The organism is Chitinophaga varians (assembly GCF_012641275.1).
Taxonomy (GTDB): domain Bacteria; phylum Bacteroidota; class Bacteroidia; order Chitinophagales; family Chitinophagaceae; genus Chitinophaga; species Chitinophaga varians_A.
The window spans coordinates 763,535-783,232 of record NZ_JABAIA010000004.1 but is presented as its reverse complement, the minus strand read 5'-3'; the positions used below and the strand labels follow the sequence as shown (position 1 = coordinate 783,232).

Annotated in this window: 17 protein-coding genes; 8 read left to right on the top strand and 9 right to left on the bottom strand. The window is 50.7% G+C overall.

Going from position 1 to position 19,698, the window contains the following annotated elements:
• Both HGH92_RS32585 and bioD read right to left on the bottom strand, forming a co-directional pair.
• Positions 1–582, bottom strand: coding sequence for a 5-formyltetrahydrofolate cyclo-ligase (locus tag HGH92_RS32585; protein ID WP_168875020.1), 582 nt, complete (start codon positions 580–582; stop codon positions 1–3).
• Complete coding sequence (gene bioD, locus HGH92_RS32580; RefSeq protein ID WP_168875019.1) at positions 579–1,220, bottom strand: dethiobiotin synthase; 642 nt, start codon at positions 1,218–1,220, stop codon at positions 579–581. The genes HGH92_RS32585 and bioD overlap by 4 nt, the downstream gene beginning before the upstream one ends.
• 305 nt (positions 1,221–1,525) lie before the next feature.
• Here bioD and HGH92_RS32575 point away from each other — a divergent pair, with 305 nt between their 5' ends.
• The 3 genes from HGH92_RS32575 to HGH92_RS32565 all read left to right on the top strand — a co-directional run bounded on the left by HGH92_RS32575 (position 1,526) and on the right by HGH92_RS32565 (position 4,322).
• Complete coding sequence (locus tag HGH92_RS32575; RefSeq protein WP_168875018.1) at positions 1,526–2,884, top strand: pyridoxal-phosphate dependent enzyme; 1,359 nt, start codon at positions 1,526–1,528, stop codon at positions 2,882–2,884.
• A 5-nt stretch (positions 2,885–2,889) separates the two neighbouring features.
• The gene (locus tag HGH92_RS32570; protein ID WP_168875017.1) at positions 2,890–3,675 is read left to right on the top strand and encodes a helical backbone metal receptor; all 786 of its coding nucleotides are present in this window, start codon (positions 2,890–2,892) and stop codon (positions 3,673–3,675) included.
• A gap of 203 nt (positions 3,676–3,878) precedes the next feature.
• Positions 3,879–4,322, top strand: coding sequence for a ubiquinol-cytochrome c reductase iron-sulfur subunit (locus tag HGH92_RS32565; protein WP_168875016.1), 444 nt, complete (start codon positions 3,879–3,881; stop codon positions 4,320–4,322).
• A gap of 214 nt (positions 4,323–4,536) precedes the next feature.
• Here HGH92_RS32565 and HGH92_RS32560 read toward each other — a convergent pair whose 3' ends face one another.
• Positions 4,537–5,352: an alpha/beta fold hydrolase gene (locus HGH92_RS32560; protein ID WP_168875015.1), complete on the bottom strand. Its 816-nt coding sequence runs from the start codon at positions 5,350–5,352 to the stop codon at positions 4,537–4,539.
• A 135-nt stretch (positions 5,353–5,487) separates the two neighbouring features.
• On the opposite strand from HGH92_RS32560, the gene fbaA reads away from it, so the two are divergent.
• From fbaA to HGH92_RS32540, 4 genes are all read left to right on the top strand, one after another.
• Positions 5,488–6,552 carry a class II fructose-bisphosphate aldolase gene (gene fbaA / locus HGH92_RS32555; protein ID WP_168875014.1) on the top strand — a complete coding sequence of 355 codons (1,065 nt, stop codon included), beginning with the start codon at positions 5,488–5,490 and terminating at the stop codon, positions 6,550–6,552.
• A 237-nt stretch (positions 6,553–6,789) separates the two neighbouring features.
• A complete protein-coding gene (accD, locus tag HGH92_RS32550; protein WP_168875013.1) occupies positions 6,790–7,638 on the top strand; it encodes an acetyl-CoA carboxylase, carboxyltransferase subunit beta in 849 nt (282 codons plus the stop codon).
• Positions 7,593–8,183, top strand: coding sequence for an SsrA-binding protein SmpB (gene smpB, locus HGH92_RS32545; RefSeq protein ID WP_317166474.1), 591 nt, complete (start codon positions 7,593–7,595; stop codon positions 8,181–8,183). The genes accD and smpB overlap by 46 nt, the downstream gene beginning before the upstream one ends.
• A 39-nt stretch (positions 8,184–8,222) precedes the next feature.
• Positions 8,223–9,389, top strand: a complete 1,167-nt coding sequence (locus tag HGH92_RS32540) for a hypothetical protein (protein ID WP_168875011.1) — start codon at positions 8,223–8,225, stop codon at positions 9,387–9,389.
• Positions 9,390–9,444: 55 nt separating this feature from the next.
• Here the strand turns inward: HGH92_RS32540 and trxA are convergent, their stop codons facing one another.
• A complete protein-coding gene (trxA, locus tag HGH92_RS32535; protein WP_168875010.1) occupies positions 9,445–9,741 on the bottom strand; it encodes a thioredoxin in 297 nt (98 codons plus the stop codon).
• A 146-nt stretch (positions 9,742–9,887) separates the two neighbouring features.
• Between trxA and HGH92_RS32530 the strand changes: the two genes are divergently transcribed.
• Positions 9,888–10,454 carry a methyltransferase family protein gene (locus HGH92_RS32530; protein ID WP_168875009.1) on the top strand — a complete coding sequence of 189 codons (567 nt, stop codon included), beginning with the start codon at positions 9,888–9,890 and terminating at the stop codon, positions 10,452–10,454.
• A gap of 59 nt (positions 10,455–10,513) precedes the next feature.
• Here HGH92_RS32530 and HGH92_RS32525 read toward each other — a convergent pair whose 3' ends face one another.
• The 5 genes from HGH92_RS32525 to HGH92_RS32505 form a co-directional block, all read right to left on the bottom strand.
• Positions 10,514–12,010, bottom strand: a complete 1,497-nt coding sequence (locus HGH92_RS32525; protein WP_168875008.1) for a RagB/SusD family nutrient uptake outer membrane protein — start codon at positions 12,008–12,010, stop codon at positions 10,514–10,516.
• 10 nt (positions 12,011–12,020) lie between these two features.
• Complete coding sequence (locus HGH92_RS32520; protein ID WP_211092814.1) at positions 12,021–15,107, bottom strand: SusC/RagA family TonB-linked outer membrane protein; 3,087 nt, start codon at positions 15,105–15,107, stop codon at positions 12,021–12,023.
• A gap of 596 nt (positions 15,108–15,703) precedes the next feature.
• Entirely contained in the window at positions 15,704–17,419 is a 1,716-nt protein-coding gene (gene aspT, locus HGH92_RS32515) for an aspartate-alanine antiporter (RefSeq protein ID WP_168875007.1), read from the bottom strand.
• Positions 17,420–17,475: 56 nt separating this feature from the next.
• Positions 17,476–17,934, bottom strand: a complete 459-nt coding sequence (gene rnhA, locus HGH92_RS32510) for a ribonuclease HI (protein WP_168875006.1) — start codon at positions 17,932–17,934, stop codon at positions 17,476–17,478.
• A gap of 118 nt (positions 17,935–18,052) precedes the next feature.
• The gene (locus HGH92_RS32505) at positions 18,053–19,690 is read right to left on the bottom strand and encodes an acyl-CoA carboxylase subunit beta (protein ID WP_211092813.1); all 1,638 of its coding nucleotides are present in this window, start codon (positions 19,688–19,690) and stop codon (positions 18,053–18,055) included.
• Positions 19,691–19,698 lie beyond the last annotated feature (8 nt).

Here is a 19,698-nt window from a genome sequence, read left to right as displayed (position 1 = left end):
CTAAGGTTGTTTAAAATGATAAATAAAGTCGGGCGTCACCACCGTCTGCAGCGGTACGTCCCAGGGGTCGGCATCACTGATGCCCTCAATAGGGCCAAACAGCGAAAGGCCTACTGTACGCACATCGGGGCGGCACTGCTTCAGGAAACGGTCGTACATACCTTTGCCATACCCTACCCGCTGGCCCTGCTGATCGAAAGCCAGTAGGGGCACCATCACCAGGTCGACGGTTTCCGGCAGCACCGGATCGCCGTTTTCCGGCTCAGGGATACCGAAACGGTTTTTCACCAGCACCGTGTTGACATGCCACGCATAATGCAGCATATCGCCGGTTTTCATGTCGGCCTTTGGAAGCACCAGCTGTATGTCCGGATGCTGTTGCCGCAGCCATTGGGCCAATGGCCAGGTATCGACTTCTTTTTTTTCCGAAATGGGAAGGAAAAGATGCAGATAACGCACTCCCTGGTAATCCAGCTGGCGGGCGTGGGCCAGCAGCCGTTCGTTCAGGTCTGCCGCCGTGGCGTCTGGGAGGTTCAGGCGCTGCTCCAGGAAGTGTTTTCGTATATCCTTTTTGGTGATCATGCCAGTAACGCCTTTAAGGGAGCTGACAAAAGTTGTGCCTGTTGCTGCACAAATGCCATATTGACTTCCGCGGCCTGCGGGATACGCCCTATACGGGGATATCCGCTGAGCCGTACGATATCATCTTCATTTGTATGGTAATCGCCGCCAAAAATCCAGCCTATAACGGGAACGCCTGCATGTTGCAGTACCCGGGCCGTCAACAGGCTGTGATTAATGCTGCCGAGATAATTCTGTGCCGAGATAATAACGCCGGCGCCGAGATCACGGACCAGGTCCAGCGTCAGCACGTCGTCTGTCAGCGGCACCAGCAGCCCACCGGCGCCTTCTATCACGAGGGGCCGGCAGGCCGGTTGCAGCAGGCCCGCCTGTCTTACAATTTCTGCGGTATCGATGGTGACTTGTTCCATGCGCGCGGCCAGGTGCGGCGAGGCCGGCTCTTTTAAGACATATGCTTCCGGATGGCAAACGGTGATGCCTTCCGGCACCAGGGCCCTGACAGTCTGCGTGTCGGTGCCTTCTTCAGACCCTGATTGTACAGGTTTCCAGTAGTCGGCCTCCAGGGCGGTGGTCACACAGGCGGATATGATGGTTTTCCCTACACCGGTACCAATACCGGTTACAAATATTCGATTCATCTACGGCAAATATAACAGAGGAATTACGATTTACGAATTACGAATTACGAATGAAGGCTTGTTTTCAGGGTAATGACCACAGAGAACGTCAGATTTTAACATTTTTTAAATCTTGGACGTTTTCCATCAAATTACAGTTATTATTAAAAATAATTCATCTACCTAAATCATTATCAGAAAAACAAAAAGAAATCAGGGGATTCTGCCGATGGCCCGTTAAGCCCGGTTACAGCAATTTAATGGCAGCGACCTGTTTGTTTGGGCTTAATTCGTAATTTACAACTGTACACAACCTCATTGATTTTATGAAATACGCAGCAAACATTCTCGAAACGATAGGACATACCCCGCTGGTAAAACTGAACCGCGTAACCGCTTCCCTCCCCTGTCCCGTATTCGCCAAGGTAGAATTTTTTAATCCGGGCAATTCCATTAAAGACCGTATGGCCATTAAGATGGTGGAAGTGGCGGAACAGAAAGGCCTGCTCAAACCCGGCGGCACCATCATTGAAGGCACTTCCGGCAATACCGGCATGGGCCTCGCCCTGGCAGCCGTGATCAAAGGCTACAAATGTATCTTCACCACCACCGATAAACAGTCCAAGGAAAAGGTAGACATCCTCAAAGCAGTAGGCGCAGAAGTGATCGTATGCCCGACCAACGTGGAACCGGAAGATCCCCGCTCCTACTATTCCGTATCCAAAAGACTGGCTACCGAAATACCTAACTCATTTTACGTTAATCAATATGACAACCTCGCCAACCGCGATGCCCACTACGAGCAGACCGGCCCGGAAATATGGGAACAGACAGACGGCAAGGTAACACACCTCATCGTGGCCACCGGCACCGGCGGCACCATTACCGGCACCGGCAAATTCCTCAAGGAAAAAAATCCGAATATCAAAGTATGGGCCATCGACAGCTACGGTTCCCTGCTCAAAAAATATTTCGAAACCGGTGAAATAGATATGGGCGAAGTGTATCCCTATATCACCGAAGGCATCGGCGAAGACTTTGTGCCGCAGAACTACGATATGAGCGTGATCGACGCCTTCACCAAAGTGACGGACAAAGACGGCGCCGTAATGGCCCGCCGTATCACCAAAGAAGAAGGGATTTTCGTTGGCTACTCCGCCGGATCGGCCGTAGCAGGACTGATGCAGCTCAAAGACACCCTCAGGCCGGACGATGTGGTGGTAGTGATTTTCCATGACCATGGCAGCCGTTATGTAGGAAAAGTATATAACGACCAGTGGATGATGGAACGCGGCTTCCTCGACGTAAAAACCGTAAAAGACATTGTAGGCGCCCGCCGCAACATGCCGCTGGTCACCATCAACGCCGAAGAGAAAGTAAGCGAAGCCATTGCCAAAATGCGCAAATTCGATATCGAACATATCCCTGTCACCAATGGCAGCGACATCATCGGCGCTGTTTCAGAAAGTGGGCTGTTCAACAAGCTGATTGATAACCCGCACCTGAAAGATGCGTCCGTACAGGAAGTCATGCACGCTCCGTTCCCCATGGTCAACCCGGACACGCCGATAGAGAAACTGTCCGTTTACATCAATCGTGAAAACGGCGCCGTTATGACCAAAGACGAAAGCGGCGACCATCATATTGTAACCAAATACGACATCATTCAGGCCCTGGGCCGTTAACAACTATGTTCCGGGACCAACTGAACCGTACCATTCATCTGCCGGAGGCGCCAAAGCGGATTATCTCGCTGGTGCCTTCGCAGACAGAACTTTTATATACCCTCGGACTGGAAGAGGAAGTGGTGGGCATCACCAAATTTTGCGTGCACCCTGAATCGTGGTTCCGCAGCAAAACGCGCGTGGGCGGCACCAAGAACGTACGCATGGAAGTGATCAGGGAACTGTCTCCCGATCTGATCATCGCCAATAAAGAAGAAAATACCGCCGAAGACGTGATGGCGCTGATGGAGCATTATCCCGTATGGGTGAGCAATATACAGTCGCTCGAAGATGCCTGTGACATGATCACCGGCATCGGCGCCATTACCCGGAAGGCCGATGCCGCCACCCGGCTGGCAGACACCATCCGGCAACGTTTTGCGGCGTTACAACCGCTCCCCCGCCCCGTTCCCACCGCCTACTTTATCTGGCGCGATCCGTGGATGGCCGCCGGCGGAGATACTTTCATCCACCAGATGCTGCAACGCTGTGGCCTGCAAAACGTATTCGCCCACATACCACGTTACCCTGCCATCGACGAAGAACAGCTGGCAGCCAGCGGTTGCAGGCTGGTACTGTTATCGTCCGAACCGTATCCTTTTAAAGAAAAACACATGCATGAAATACAGGCCATTCTTCCGGATGCAAAGGTGATGCTGGTAGACGGTGAACTGTTCTCCTGGTATGGCAGCCGGCTGCTGGAAGCGCCGGCGTATTTTCAGGAGTTGTTTCAGCAAATAGCCCAGGACTGAAGCCCTGGGTCACACTGAGGGTCTTTTGCCGCATGGCTGTTTAGTGCCCGGGATTGTTTTGATGTACCGGCTTTTGGTTATTTCTTGCTTTGAGGCTGCCAACGGGCAGCTTTTTTTTATTTGTCTTATTTGTTTTCTGAGCAACCGTTTTGTTTTCTTCTCCGTAACAAGAGTATCTCTATTTTATTCACAAAACGCTTTTTATGGAAAGAAGGGATTTTGTATCCAACATCGGAATGACGCTGGCACTGGCTTGTGTTGGCGGATTAGCGGCCTGCAGCAAGGGAGGGGACGGTTACGGGTCCTCACCACAACCAACGCCGGGCGGCCCTAATGCTAAGCTGTCGCTCAACCTGAGCACGGACCTTCCTAACCCCGGTGACTTTAAAATCTCCAACGGGGTGATCATCATCCGTACCGGTACAGGCAATACGGCGGCGGATTTCACGGCATTATCCAGCACGTGCACACATCAGGGATGTACCGTTGCCACGTTCAACAACACTACGAAACTGATAGAATGTAATGCGCCTTGCGGCCATGGCAGCAGGTATACGACCAGCGGCGCAGTAAATACCGGTCCGGCTACAACAGCGCTGACCGCCTATACCATTACCGTTAGCGGTAACACCTTAACTGTTGCCTGATGCAATGAAAGAGGACATTTACGGCTGATAGCGGAACAGGTAAACCGTATCAAAAAACGGGAAGTGACAGGCCTTGGCAATTCAATTGCCGTCCCGGCCTGCTTTTCACGATTAAAACCGTGGAAAGCAGGCCGCAAAAACATCTCCGGATTATGAGCAGCCAATCATCAGAAGAACCTGAATCAGAACGTAGCCCGGGGCTTCAGCCCTGGGATTAATGTTTTATCAGAAAATCCACCACCCATGCGGCGAAGTGGGTTGAGCGCATCACGCTGTTGTGATCGCCGGCCACGGTGCCATGCATGCCGCGGGGCATCATGGCTGCGAGTGGGCCGCCGGTGTCATTATCTTCATCTTTATCGCCTCCTATCACCAGTACCGGCTGTTGCACCTTCGCCAATTCGGATGGTACGGTGGCGGGCTGGCCCCATTGCATCAGCGCCAGCGCCCGCTGGTCTAACCCTTTCGCCTGTACGTTTTTGACCATGGCTGCCAGTTCCGGCACATCTTTTCCGGAGAGGGCCTCATAAAATTTCAGCCGGCGTGGCCATGCAGGGTCGGTGAAGCCGGTGCCGATGCCGCCGAGCACGGCGCAGGTCACCCTGGGGTCCAGCACCAGCAAACGTGCCGCGATGATAGATCCGCGGGAATAGCCCACTACTTTGTACGCCGGCAGTTGCAGATGGCGGGCAAGACCAATGATATCGCGGGCTTCCGCGTCCTGTGCGTAGGCGAGGCTGTCATGCGGATGGCCGGAGGCGCCGTTGCCTCGCAGGTCCGGCGTGATCACGCGGAACCCGTGTTGCAGCAGGGAGTCGTATAAGGGCGTGGCACGCCATGAATCACCGCTGCCCATGAAGCCGTGTACCAGTATGACCGGTTCTCCGTTTCCTTTGACAGTATAATGAATGCGGGTACCATCAAAAGAAGAAAAGTAATTGATGGAATCGTTTGCATTCCGATCAAACCGGCCAGCGAAGAGTGTTTTAAAGGAAAGCAGCAATAATGCGGCGCAGCAGATTTTACGCATAGCAGTAAGGAATAAGAGCTTAAAATACATTTTTCCGCCTGTATTTTTCAGCGGAGATAAAAATACATTTCGCTATAAATCTTATTTTTTACTGTGTATATTTGCTTTCCTAAAAAAACAAATACATTTTAAAGTATGGGAAAATACAGAGCTGGCGTATTATTCGGCGAAGAGCTGGATGCGCTGTATAACGATGCCAAAGACAACGGATTTGCTATGCCTGCCGTGAACGTAGTGGGGACCAACTCAGTTAATGCGGTACTGGAAACGGCTGCCAAAGTAAATTCACCGGTTATTATACAGTTTTCCAATGGCGGCGCTCAGTTTTACGCCGGTAAAGGTATGCCGAACGATAAGCTGCAGGCCAACATCGCTGGCGGTATCTCTGGTGCGAAACATGTACACGAAGTAGCGAAATATTATGGTGTTCCGGTTGTGCTCCATACTGACCATGCCGCTAAAAAATGGCTGCCATGGATCGACGGCCTGCTGGATGCCGGTGAAGCTTTCTTCAAACAAACCGGCCAACCGCTGTACAGCTCTCACATGCTGGACCTCTCCGAAGAGCCTATCCAGGAAAACATCGAGATCTCCCACAAATACTTTGAGCGGATGAACAAGCTGGGCATGTCTATCGAAATCGAGCTGGGCGTGACCGGCGGTGAGGAAGATGGTGTGGACAACTCCGGCGTGGACAACTCCAAGCTCTATACACAGCCTGAAGACGTGGCTTACGCTTACGAAGTACTGTCTAAAGTAGGCAGCCGCTTCACCGTAGCTGCTGCATTCGGTAACGTACACGGCGTATACAGCCCGGGCAACGTGGAGCTGCGCCCTGTGATCCTGCAGAACAGCCAGGAATACATCCAGCAGAAATTCGGCACCAAAGCTAAACCGGTTTACTATGTATTCCACGGTGGCAGCGGTTCTCCGAAACACCAGATTGCTGAAGCACTGGGCTACGGCGTTATCAAAATGAACATTGACACTGACATGCAGTGGGCATTCTGGGAAGGCGTGCACGACTACTACGAAGCGAAGAAAGAATACCTGCAGAGCCAGCTGGGCAACCCCGAAGGTGCTGACAAGCCTAACAAAAAATACTACGATCCGCGCGTATGGCTGCGCAAAGGTGAAGATACCTTTGTAAAACGTCTGGAAGAGGCGTTCCGCGACCTGAACTGCATCAACAGAAACTAATACCAGTATCTCCGAAAGGATGCCTGAAAAGCGCCCGCCGGACTGATATTTCAGTATAACCGCCTGAAGCGGAAACAAAGCGAACTTATATTAAAATAATCGCTTTTGTTTCCGCTTCATTATTAATGGTTAAAATAAAACAATTTCCCTCATTTTCGGGACGAGATTCTGACAACTGTTTGGTTTTATGCATTAATTCGTATCTTGCACCACTATTTTCTAATCTAATAGTAAAATATGTCAAGCTGGTTTAAGCGAATTAAACAAGGCATCTCCACTTCCACCAGTGAGAAGAAGGAAGCACCGGACGGGTTGTGGCACAAGTGTCCTAACTGTAAGAAAACCACCACTGTTAAGGATCTGAAGGAGCATTACTACGTGTGTGATAAATGTAACTATCACAACCGTATCAACTCCAAAGAGTATTTTGAGATTATTTTCGACGACAATCAGTTCGAGGAACTGTTTTCCAATATTTACCCGACCGATTTCCTGGGCTTTAAAGACCTGAAACCTTACGCTGACAGGCTGAAGGACGCACAAAAGAAATCCGGCCTGAAAGATGCCATGACAGTTGGCACCGGTAAGGTAAACGGATTGGACCTGGTAGTGGCCTGTATGGACTTCAACTTCATCGGCGGCTCTATGGGCTCCGTGGTAGGTGAAAAAATCGCCCGTTCCATTGACTACTGCATCGTGCACAAAATGCCATTGATGATCATCTCCAAATCCGGCGGTGCGCGTATGATGGAAAGTGCTTTCTCCCTGATGCAGATGGCCAAAACTTCCGCGAAACTGACGCAGCTTGCTACCGCCAGACTGCCTTTTATCTCCCTGATGACCGATCCTACTACCGGTGGTGTGACCGCCTCCTTTGCGATGCTGGGAGACGTAAACATTGCGGAACCAGGCGCCCTGATTGGCTTTGCCGGCCCCAGGATCATCAAGGAGACGATCAAAAAAGACCTCCCTGCTGGTTTCCAAAGCGCTGAGTTCCTGCTGGAACACGGCTTCCTGGACTTCATCATGGACCGGAAAGAATTAAAAACAAGACTGGCCAACCTGCTCAGTCTCTTCAAAAACTAGATAATCATTTTGGGATTTTCGAATTTTTTGATTTTGGAATTTTTGGAGACCGTCAGGTCGATCAAATCACGAAATCAAAAAATCGTAAATCCCAAAATTTTCACCCCATGGCCGAATTAAGAAACAGATCAGCATATTTTGAGTACGCAATAGAAGAAAAATTTATTGCGGGAATGGTATTGACAGGAACAGAGATTAAGTCTATCCGCGCCAGCAGGGTCAGTTTTAATGATTCCTTTTGTTATTTTTCAAAAGGAGAATTGTTTGTTAAAAGCCTGCATATCGCCGAATATTCTCACGGCACCAGCGCCAATCACGATCCCCTGCGCGAAAGAAAATTGCTGTTGACAAAACGGGAATTGAAAAAAATCGAGAACAAGATCAAAGAACGAGGCTATACCATTGTTCCGCTTCGTATATTCATCACGGATAAAAGTCTTGCCAAAATGGAAATAGGTGTGGGCAAGGGTAAAAAACTGTACGACAAACGGGAATCTATCAAACAACGTGAGTCTGACAGGGAATTACGCCGCCAGATCAAATAGCCACCGCTGCAAGCAACGTCACTGCATAAATCCTGTCCCTTGAATACGATTAGTCTACCTTTCCGTTCTGCCGGCATAAGGGGAATGTTATGCCTGTTGGCCTGCCTCCTCTTATGGGGCTGCCGCTCCGGCGAAAAACTCTACAACAAAGGCAAATACGACGACGCTGTGGCCGCTTTCGTCAAAAAACTCCAGTGCAGGCCACAAGACGCCACCGCCCTGCAGCTGCTGCCGGAAGCCTATCGCCAGGCACAAAGACTGCACGACGACCGGGTCAACGGTTTTCTCCGCTCCAACAATCAGCTTAAATGGGAACCGGTACGCAATGAATACCGCGCCATGCAACGGCTGTACGATCTCATTCACAGTTCCCCCGCCGCCTTGCAGGTGGTGACCCCTAAAGATTATCGTGACGCCATTACCGGCGCACAGGAAAACGCCGCAGAAAGCCGCTATGACCGCGGTATGGCACTCATGGAACGGGGCGACAAGGCCAGCGCCCGCAAAGCCTACGAGGAATTCGCCGCCTCCCTTAAACTGATCAGCAATTACCGCGACGCCAAAGAGCGCATGGAAGAAGCCTTTCAGGCTGGCGTGATACACGTGGTCGTGAGTGAAATAGATGTGCGCTCCCCCTTCTTCCAGTTCAGCGCCGACCAGTTCCGCGACTACCTCGTGCGTACACTGCAACAACGTAGCATCAACCGGTTCGTGGCCTTTTATGACGAACGTTTTGCCCGGAACGAAAACCTGCAGCCCGATCAGTACATCGCCCTGCGCTTCCAGGACTTCGTAGTGGGACAGACCTTCGTGGACCGCCTCCAGCGCGATGTCTCCAAAGAGATCGTTACCGGCACCTCCAAAGACACCTCCGGCAAAATCATCAACATATACACTACCGTTAAAGCCACCCTCTTCATCACCAAAAAAACCGTAGTGTCCAAAGGGCTGCTGGACTATCAGATCACCGATACCAATAACGGCCGCTTACTGCGCACAGACCGTATTCCGGGCAGCTACACCTGGCTCAACCAGTTTGGCACCTATCGCGGCGACTACCGCGCACTGAGCGATGAAGACAAAAAAATGATCGGGGGCCAGGACGTAGCGCCACCACCACCGCAGGACCTTTTTATCGAATTCACCAGACCCATATACGATCAGCTGGAAAGGGATTTAAGAAGTTACTACAGTAACATCAACTAAATAAAGAAGGCCATGATTACGCAGGTAATCATGGCCTTCTTCCTTATATCTTAAGTTACAACAGCGGTGTCAATACAGGTATCAGCTGATGTGCCGGCACCACCCCGCTCTGGCGCCACGCCAGCTTTCCATTTTTAAACAACAGCATGGTAGGCACGCTGCTGATCTGCCATTGGGCCGCCAGCTGCTGGTTTTTATCGATATCGATTTTAATGATGCGAAGCTTGTCTCCAAATTTGTCTTTCACCTCTTTCAGAATGGGTGGCATCATCTTGCAGGGGCCGCACCAGACGGCAAAACAGTCGATCAGCACCGGGGTGTCTGACTGAAGTATTGATTGCAGGTTTTCCATAGCGCACTGATTTAATCCACCTGCAAAATAATCTTTTTTAAAGACTTGATAATGGACGAGTTGGAGACAACACCGCCTGCACCACTTGACTGCATTGAAAACATTTCATACATTAGGTATATCTGTAATTTCAAATCACCCCGTCAATGAACATATTATCCTCTGTCATCTACATGATCTGGTTTCTTTCCGAGATATTATTACACAGAATATTACGGGGAGGGGCGCCAGACGATCAAAAGAAAAAAGACAAAGGCAGCCTCGCCTATATCTGGATTATTATCCTGGTCAGCATCAACACAGCCGTATACATTTCTTACAAGACAAAGTTCCCTATACTGCAGCAGGGCAGCCTGATGAACTATATCGGCCTGTCAGTTATCCTGGCTGGCATGGCACTGCGCTTTTATGCCATTGCATCACTGGGCCGGCTGTTTACCGTAGTGGTAACCATCCGTAAGGACCATCATATCAAGAAAGACGGTATTTACAGCATTCTGCGGCACCCCTCCTATGCAGGCTCCCTGTTGTCTTTCCTGGGTTTTGGCCTGTCGCTCAACAACTGGACGGGACTGGCCATAGCGTTCGTCCCGGTGCTGGCGGCCTTTATCTACCGCATGAACATAGAAGAAAAAGTGTTGACAGAACAGTTCGGCAACGAATATGCGGAGTACATCCAACAGACCCGTCGCATTCTTCCTTTTATCTATTAAAAGCATAAAAAAAGCCTTTGGAAAAACTTCCAAAGGCTTTGATTTATGAAGGATAAAAACTAGTTGTTGATATTGGGATTGTTCTGCAACTCAGCGATGGGAACAGCGAACAGGTAGTAAGAGCTGTTTTTCACAAAAGCGCTGCCGTCAGGCAGTTTCAGCGTACGGTGCCCTACCCCGCGCACCTGCACTATAGAACCATCCGGCTGCGGTACATTGATGATACTGTCAGCACCGGTGTAAGACTTAAACGGTTTCCTTACTACGGTACCGCCTGTACGAATAATATCCACCAGTGAGAAACCTTCGCCCCACAATTCCTTTCTTCTTTCCAGCAGGATCGTGTCGGTCACGGAACCGCCGCCGCCGTAGAGATGGGAGTTGCGCGCTGTTCTGAGCACATTCAGCACTTCTGCCGCTTTAGTGGCATTGCTGGTGCGCGCATAGCCTTCTGCTTCGATCAGGTACATTTCTGCGGAACGCATCAGCACCACATCAGACACCATTGCACCGGGATCGCGGAAACGGAATTTTTTGTACAGCAAAGCGCCGGGACCGCTGGTGCTCCACTGGAACAAACGGAAACGCACATCTGTGCTGTCAAAATAGCCCTGGAACCACGGATCGGCCTTAAAGCTCTTATAGTAAGCCACCGGTGTGGAAACGTCCAGGAAATTAAACGTAGAGGCAGCCACGTTCTGGCTGGGAGTCTGCGGCTGGCCCCAGATCCATTCCGGATTGCTGACATCGTTGAAGCCTTTGTTATAGTCATCGCCGGACATCAGCGGATAGCCATTGCGTGCCGCCACAGCAGCAGCGATGGCTTTGTCAGGCTGGTTGCTGTAGAGATAAGCACGTGCCAGCAGACCGTTGGTCACATTAGCATCAATTTTGAATTTCTGCGTACCGCTGCGGCTGTAGTCGGTGAGCAACGGCACAGCAGCCTGTAAGTCACTGATGGCCTGTTGATATACCTGTGTTACTGTAGATCTGGCTTTACCGGGAGTAGACGGATTAGCCGGATCTGTGTAAATAGGCACTGATTTACCACTGGCATTGGTGGTAACACCGAAAGAATAAAATTCTGCCAGCGTCAGGTAGCACCAGCCTCTTAAAGCCGATGCCTGTCCCTTCAACAGCTTACGTTTGGCATCATCGCCAGGCACCTTATCTATTTTAGACAGGAAGTTGTTACAGTTATCGATGGTTTTGTACAAGATGGTCCAGTAGGCACTTACCCTGTTTTTGGTATTATCCGCCATTTCGTTAAAGGTGTACGAGTCCCTGAAACCATAAGAGGTGGTCAAAGCCACATCGCTGCCCATGGCGTCGCTGGTAAGGTCCAGCGATTTGATGCCCGGAACGGCGAAGGTGAAGTAGGTTTCAAACATGTATGCCCAGATCCCTGTCAGCGCAGTCTCCGCGTTATCAACAGTGTTAAACACCTGGTCATCGGGCACGGCATTGGTAGGCCGCGTGTTCAGGTAATCCTTGTTGCAGGCTGCGAGAACAGCTGCGGCGAATATAGCGATGAATAATAGTCTGTTCTTTTTCATGACACAGTTTTTAGAAGCTCAGATTAATACCGGCAGATACGGATTTCACGGCCGGGTAACGATAGTAGGTAGTACCGCCAACAGTCTGTTCAGGGTCCATGCCTTGATGGTTGTACAGCGTGAACAGGTTTTCTCCCTGTACGTACACCGTAATATTGTTCAGGTGTGCCCTTTCCATCAGTGTTTTCGGCAGTGAATAACTGAGGTTCAGGCTCTTCAGTCTGGCGTAGGTGGCATCGTACAGGAAACGTGTGGAAGCGCCAGTCCAGCTGGGCGCTACCGTGTTCACCTGTGGTACGTCCGTATTGCGGTTGGTGGGTGTCCAGGCGTTCAGCACTTCTGTGGACCATGCGCGGCCGGCGGAACCACCCAGTCCCATCAGGAAAGTATAATCATTGTCCAGTACTTTACCTCCGATGCTGTACACGATCAGGAACGACAGGGAGAAGTTCTTGTAAGTGAACGTATTGGTCAGGCCGCCATACAGGTCTGGCAGCGATGAACCGGAATAATACAGGGAAGCCTGGCTATAGTTGCTGGTATCCTTGATGCTCCCGTCCGGATTGGTGTATTTCCACTGTGGCGCACCGGTATTGGGGTTCACTCCTGCCCACTGGCGAAGGTAAAAGTCATAGATGGATTTACCCACGGAGAGCTTTTTGGTACCCACGATGATATCCTGTTGAGGCAGGCTGGTCACCTTATTGCGGTAATGCGTCATATTAAGATCGATGTTCCAGCTGAAGTTTTTTGTGCGTATAGGCGTACCATGCAGGTTGAGGTCTATACCGGTATTTTTCAGCGCGCCGATGTTTTCGTCAACCGAGGCGTATCCAATAGAAGGTGCTTTAGGCCTGGAGTACAGCAGGTCCTGCGATTTGCGGACGAAGAATTCTGCGCTGCCGCCCAAACGATTATCAAACATAGCCCAGTCCACACCGATATTGAGGTTGAGGTTTGTTTCCCATTTCAACCTGTCGTTGAACAGGAATTCGCGGAAAGTACCACCCAGTCCGAGATTGCTGTTAACAGAGTACAGCGGCAGGTAGTTATAGTAGCGGTTGGGACCGAGGTTGTCGTTACCTTGTCCACCGTAACTGGCACGCAGTGTCAGCAGATTGAGCCAGGAGCTGTTTTTCAGGAAAGTTTCTTCTGTCAGTTTCCAGGAGGCGCCTACTGACCAGAAAGTACCCCAGCGGCGGTCCGGTGCGAAGCGGGAAGATCCATCGCGGCGCAGGGAAGCAGAGAAGAAATATTTTCCGGAGTAGTCGTACTCAGCTCTTCCAAGGTAAGAGCTTTGCGTATAGCTATCACTGTAACCGGTAAAACTGCCAATCAGGGCCGCATCCGCCGGTTCATCGATACCAGGTACAGAGAACCCGGTTTTGTTGCCTTCGAGGTAAGTGTATTTGAACTTATAGGCTTCCTGGCCCAGCAAAACGTTCAGATGATGTTTTTCATTGAAGGTAGTCTCGTAAGTCAGGAGGTTGTTGAAAGTCCAGCTGAACGTGCGATAGTTGCCTTTAACTACGGTGCCGCCTACTTCAGCGTCAAAGCCGAGGGTAGGGTTCGTATAGTCGTGGCCCACGCGGGAAGAGTAATCTGCGTTATAGCTGGTTTTGAATTTCAGTCCTTTATAGAGTGTTGCTTCAGCATAGAAGCGGGCAGACACGTCGTCACGGATGGTATCATGTTTATCGATGCCGGAGGTTTGTACCAGATTGGTACGGGGATTGGCCGGGTCCGGGCGGTAGTCGCCATAGTCGAATATTTTTTGTCCTTTAGCGTCAAGGAGATAAGAGCCGGTATTCGGATCACGTTGATAAACCGGGTACATAGGGCCCATCAAACGGCCATAGTTCACGTAGTTGTCGCTGCGGCTGTCTTCAGATGGAGGTGCCTGTTGATCCGAGTGGGAAGCATTCAGGTTGAGGCCTATTTTCAACCATTTGCGGGCATCTACGTCGAAGTTGGAACGCACCGTGTAACGTTTGAAGCCGGAGCCCAGGTAAATACCCTGGTCATCGAGGTAACCACCGGAGATGAAGTAGCGGGTTTTATCTGTAGCGCCGCTGATGGCGATATTGGCTTCTGTGCGGTGACCGGTGCGTTGCATCGCTTTGTCCCAGTCATCGTTCCACAGTGGTTTAGCGCCGGCTACCAATTTGCCGTCGGTGCCTACCGGCTGCGGGAATGCACTGCCATAGGGGTTAATGCCCAACTCTCCCACCAGGTCGCGGCTGGCGTTTTTAGCAGCGGTGATGGAGTCCTGGCTGCCCAGGTTTTCGTTGAACAATGCGCGCCAGTACATCGGGAAGTATTGATCGGTAGACATCCTGTCATAATCTTTCACCGCTCTTTTAGAGAAACCCTGACTAACGCGAACGTCTATATTACTTCCTTTGGCTTTTCCTTTTTTAGTGGTGATGATGATGACGCCATTGGCACCGCGTGAGCCGTACAACGCAGCAGAGGCCGCGTCTTTCAGTACGCTGATGGACTCGATATCATACGGGTTGATGGCGCTGAGGTTGCCGCCGTAAGGCACCCCGTCTACCACGTAGAGCGGATCTGCCGAAGCGTTGATAGAACCAACACCACGGATACGGATAGTAGCATCAGAACCGGGCTGACCGCTCTGGGATGCGCTTTGCACGCCAGGCGCCAGGCCCTGTAAGGCTTTGGTGACACTGGATACCTGACGGTTCTCCAGTTCAGCGCCCTTTATCTGTGATACCGAACCGGTGTAAGAGCTCTTTTTAGCAGTACCATAAGCGATCACTACTATCTCATCAATATTTTTACCGGCTGATTGCAGGGTGATGGTCAGTGGGGCAGTACTAACAGGTACTTCCTGTGGTGTCATGCCTACATAACTGATGACCAGTGTAGTGGCGGCCGGGTCTGTAACTTCCAGCCGGAAAGAGCCGTCAGGGCCGGTCAGCACACCTTTCGTCGTACCTTTAATGACGATGGTGGCGCCGGGCAAAGGTTCTTTGTCTTTGGCCGACAGGACGGTACCCGTAACGGTACGTACCTGCGAAAAAGCTGCCAGTGGGCCCAGCAGCAGTAGAAGAATCAGCAATCGTTGTAACATAAGTTCTATGTTGATTGGTTTAGAGAACGAATAAAGGCAATAACAGTCCTGTACCTGCTATAAAGCAGATAACACCAGCTTAGCCTCCTTGTATTATTTGTACGGTGACAGTTATCTTCCTGAAGCAGCTAATGTTGCTGTAACCGGTTGTTTCGGAAGATCTGTTGTGCAGAAAGCGATTTTGATTTTTAACAACAGCAACAACAACTTTGGTTGATGCATTCAACGGACTGGTTCTTCATTTCCATAATCGGTTTCCTTTGTCGTTTTTTCTTCATCATATTACTCTATTAATCCTATAGACTAATGGAGCCGCAAAGCTAGGGTGTTTATACGTAAACAACAAAAGATTTGTTAAAAAAGTTGAACTATGATGAAAAGGATTACTACTGATTCGCCTGATTATTAGGATGAACGGTTGCCAATAACGGCGTTAGTGCTGTATTTGAAGTGGGCTGGTCCTGTCTTTATTTTTCGGGCGGCGTGATCACCAATGTGATGGTCTGATTATGTTTTTATCTAGCTGCTTATTTAACGTCAGTTGTCTGCATATTACCCCTATCATACAAATATCTGATCACCTGACTAAAAATGTCTTAGCCTTTGTGCATCAGCAATACAATGATCACACCGGAAGTAGTAAGCGTGATGTTGGCCACGGCATACGCCACCGTATAACCCAGGGCAGGCACTTTACTGTTGAGCGCATCCTGTACCGCCAGCAACGGCGCTGATTCATCGTGGGCGCCGGCACACGCTCCCAAACCAATGGCAGGATGAAATTTGAAAACATATTTAGACAGGAACAACGCCACCACCATAGGCAGCAGGCTTAACACCAATCCTGCGAGGAAAAGTGTAAGGCCTTCCTGTTTAAGTCCCTGTAAAAAACCATCGCTGGCGGTAAGCCCTACGATAGCGATGAATACGTGCAGTCCCAGTTTTGTCAGCACCCATTGGGAAGAAGACGGGATATATCCGAAACGCGGATTCACGCTGCGCAGCCATCCGAAGAAAAGCCCTGCTATCAGGGCTCCTCCGCTGGTGCTCAGCTCTATCGGCACATTGCCAATACGCACGCTCATAGCGCCTACCAACGCGCCTAACGCGATGCCGCCTGCCAGATACGGAATATCCGTTTCCACGCCTACCCGTTCTTTAAAGCCCAATATAGGCACTGCGAGGTCTAATTCCTCCTGTATGCCCACCAGTTCGGCCACATCACCTTTTTGTACAATGGTGTTGGCTTCCAGCGGTATCTCGATACCAGACCGTGTGATTTTCCGGACACTGATGCCATGCAGTTGTGGCCGGCGCACCAGCACCTTGATGGGTTTATTGATTGCCGTGCTTTTATTGATCACCACATTGATGGCCTGCACGGGGAACGTCAGCAGATCAGCATCAGCCACTTCCCTGCCCAGCATGTCGCCGGAGGCAATAGCGGCTGAACGTTGCCCGCCAACAGCGATAATATCTCCCTGGCGAACCACAAAATCCTGTGGGGTGGCCATCATCTCCCCTTCCCGCCTAACGCGCAGGAGGTACAACACTCGTTTTTTCCGGCGAAAAAATGCTTCCAGTTCACCCACCGATTTTCCTTCTTCCCCCACCAGCTCACTGTTGACGAGGTAAGCCCTGAACGCCACATGGTCGTAGGCATTTTTGATATCTCCGTCTTCCTCCGTGCTCGTATCAGTAAGGGTGGCCTCCAGTTTGCGTGTTTCTTCTATCAGCTTCTCCCTGCTGCCTGACATGAACCAGGGACCTATAACGGACAGAAACCAGCTGGTACCGGCTGTTCCAAAGATGTAGGTCACTGCATAGGCAACAGGGATCTGGTTGACCAGCCGTTCTTTGTCAGCTATACTGATGTTGAGTTCATTGATAGTATTGGAAGCGACACCGATAATAGCGGAGCAGGTGTTGGCCCCGGATATCAGTCCGGCGGTGGTGCCAGTATCAAAATGCAGGATGGAAGCAATTACCCAGCAGAAAAAAAGACTGCTGCAGCAAACGATGAAAGAGAAGGCCGCTATCGGAAGGCCGTCTTTTTTCAGTCCCTGGAAAAATTGCGGACCGATGCTGTAGCCGGTACAAAACAGGAACAACAGGAAAAAGATGGATTTGGCTGCGCCGGGGATTTGGATGTGGATACCGCCAATGACGATGCCTACCAACAGTACACCGGTGACAGTGCCGAGCGTAAATCCTTTAATGCGTAGTTTGCCCAGGAGAAAACCTATGAGCAGGGTTAACATGACAGCGATTTCCGGGTATTTCTGAAGCGTTTCTATCAACCAGGTAAGCATAAACGAAGTTTTTCCGTTTATATTACAATCCGGGCCGTCAGTTGGTTCGGCGATGGTTAATTTCCGCTTTCGAAGCCCTGGTCTATCAGCCAGTTGCCGCTATCGGCGGCCTGTGTGGCCAGTTCATCGCAACGGTTGTTGAGCGGGTTGCTGGCATGGCCTTTCACCCATTGCATTTTGACTTTATGTCTTCTGTAGAGCGGAATGAAACGCATCCACAGGTCTTTGTTCTTTTTATCTTTAAAACCGGTTTTTACCCAGCCCCATATCCAGCCTTTTTCGATACTGTCCACTACATATTTACTGTCTGTAAAAATGGTCATTTCCAGTCCTTCTTTCTTTAACGCCTCGAGTGCGGTGATCACCGCCAGCAGCTCCATCCTGTTGTTCGTTGTTTTACGGTATCCCTGTGATAATTCCTTGCGCACACTTCCCCATAATAATACCACACCGTAGCCACCGGGCCCGGGATTGCCGCGGGAGGCGCCATCCGTATATATCTGCAATTCTGCCATAGCGCGCAAATATAACGCTCATTTATAAATTTTGACATTTAGTTATTTTGATATTTAGTTGACCTCTTTAGAAGGAAGGCAGTCAACTAAATATCAAAATAACTAAAAGATAAAATAATCAGACCTGAAATACTCCTACGTTAAACGGCTGTTCCACGGGTGCGTTGTTGGCTGCTTTGATACATTCTGACACATGCCTGCGCGTATCAGCGGGATCGATGATATCATCCACCCAAAGGCGGGCAGCGGCGTAGTAGGGAGTGGTCTGACTGTTGTATTTGTCCGTGATTTCCTTGAGCAGGCGGGCTTCTTCGTCCGGGGTGATTTCCTGTCCTTTTGCTTTGAGGGAGGCCACCTGGATCTGCAATAATGTTTTAGCCGCCTGTTCACCGCCCATCACCGCAATTTTAGCAGAAGGCCATGCAAAGATAAAACGGGGATCATAGGCCTTGCCACACATGGCGTAGTTGCCCGCGCCGTAGGAATTACCGATGATGATGGTGATTTTGGGCACCACGGAATTGGACACCGCGTTGACCAGTTTAGCGCCGTCTTTGATGATGCCGGCATGTTCGCTGCGGCTGCCGACCATGAAGCCGGTTACGTCCTGCAGGAACACCAGCGGTATTTTTTTCTGGTTGCAGTTCATGATGAAGCGGGCAGCCTTGTCGGCGCTGTCGTTGTAGATAACGCCGCCCATCTGTAATTCGCCTTTGCGGCTCTTCACTATTTTACGCTGGTTGGCCACGATGCCTACCGCCCAGCCGTCGATGCGGGCGTAACCGCAAAGGATGCTTTTACCATAGTCCTGTTTGTATTGATCAAAAGCGGAATCGTCCACGATGCGGCGGATGATGTCGAGCATGTCATACGGACGGGAACTGTCTGACGGCAGCACGGCGTGCAGTTCTGCTTCGGGCTGTGCCGGCGCCACCGGCGCGATGCGGTCAAATCCGGCAGTGGGCCCCTGCCCTATTTTGCTGACGATCCGTTTTATCTGATCGAGGCATTCTTCGTCTGTTTTGAATTTGTAATCGGCGATACCGGAGATTTCGGTATGGGTAACAGCGCCACCTAACGTTTCCGCATCTACGTCTTCACCGATAGCCGCCTTTACAAGGTACGGGCCGGCGAGAAAGATAGAGCCGTTGCCTTCCACCATCAGCACTTCATCGCTCATAATGGGGAGATAGGCGCCGCCCGCCACACAACTGCCCATTACGGCCGCTATCTGGGTGATGCCCATGGCGCTCATGCGGGCGTTGTTACGGAAGATGCGGCCAAAGTGTTCCTTGTCAGGGAATATTTCATCCTGCATGGGCAGGAACACGCCGGCGCTGTCTACCAGGTAGATGACCGGGAGATGGTTCTCCATGGCTATTTCCTGTAAGCGCAGGTTCTTTTTGCCCGTCATGGGAAACCAGGCGCCGGCTTTTACTGTCATGTCGTTGGCCACGATCATACACTGGCGGCCGCTTACGTAACCGATGCCGCCAACTGTGCCGGCAGCGGGGCAACCGCCGTATTCGGGGTACATCTCATAGGCAGCAAAGGCGCCGATTTCAATAAAAGGAGTGTCTTTGTCTATCAGATATTGAATCCGTTCCCTGGCCGTCAGCTTGCCCCGTTGGCGGACCTTCTCCAGGCTTTTTTTCCCGCCGCCCTGTTCGATGGTGCCGAGGCGCTGTTTCATAGTGCTGATGGCCAGTCTCATGGCATCTTCGTTCTTGTTCGTTTCCAGATCCACTTGGTTCATAACGTTTG

What these genes read in the sequence shown, in the direction of transcription:
- HGH92_RS32585 (WP_168875020.1), bottom strand. Translation starts at nt 582, where the DNA reads ATGATCACCAAAAAGGATATACGAAAACACTTCCTGGAGCAGCGCCTG.
- bioD (WP_168875019.1), bottom strand. Translation starts at nt 1,220, where the DNA reads ATGAATCGAATATTTGTAACCGGTATTGGTACCGGTGTAGGGAAAACC.
- HGH92_RS32575 (WP_168875018.1), top strand. Translation starts at nt 1,526, where the DNA reads ATGAAATACGCAGCAAACATTCTCGAAACGATAGGACATACCCCGCTG.
- HGH92_RS32570 (WP_168875017.1), top strand. Translation starts at nt 2,890, where the DNA reads ATGTTCCGGGACCAACTGAACCGTACCATTCATCTGCCGGAGGCGCCA.
- HGH92_RS32565 (WP_168875016.1), top strand. Translation starts at nt 3,879, where the DNA reads ATGGAAAGAAGGGATTTTGTATCCAACATCGGAATGACGCTGGCACTG.
- HGH92_RS32560 (WP_168875015.1), bottom strand. Translation starts at nt 5,352, where the DNA reads ATGCGTAAAATCTGCTGCGCCGCATTATTGCTGCTTTCCTTTAAAACA.
- fbaA (WP_168875014.1), top strand. Translation starts at nt 5,488, where the DNA reads ATGGGAAAATACAGAGCTGGCGTATTATTCGGCGAAGAGCTGGATGCG.
- accD (WP_168875013.1), top strand. Translation starts at nt 6,790, where the DNA reads ATGTCAAGCTGGTTTAAGCGAATTAAACAAGGCATCTCCACTTCCACC.
- trxA (WP_168875010.1), bottom strand. Translation starts at nt 9,741, where the DNA reads ATGGAAAACCTGCAATCAATACTTCAGTCAGACACCCCGGTGCTGATC.
- HGH92_RS32530 (WP_168875009.1), top strand. Translation starts at nt 9,888, where the DNA reads ATGAACATATTATCCTCTGTCATCTACATGATCTGGTTTCTTTCCGAG.
- HGH92_RS32525 (WP_168875008.1), bottom strand. Translation starts at nt 12,010, where the DNA reads ATGAAAAAGAACAGACTATTATTCATCGCTATATTCGCCGCAGCTGTT.
- HGH92_RS32520 (WP_211092814.1), bottom strand. Translation starts at nt 15,107, where the DNA reads ATGTTACAACGATTGCTGATTCTTCTACTGCTGCTGGGCCCACTGGCA.
- aspT (WP_168875007.1), bottom strand. Translation starts at nt 17,419, where the DNA reads ATGCTTACCTGGTTGATAGAAACGCTTCAGAAATACCCGGAAATCGCT.
- rnhA (WP_168875006.1), bottom strand. Translation starts at nt 17,934, where the DNA reads ATGGCAGAATTGCAGATATATACGGATGGCGCCTCCCGCGGCAATCCC.
- HGH92_RS32505 (WP_211092813.1), bottom strand. Translation starts at nt 19,690, where the DNA reads ATGAACCAAGTGGATCTGGAAACGAACAAGAACGAAGATGCCATGAGA.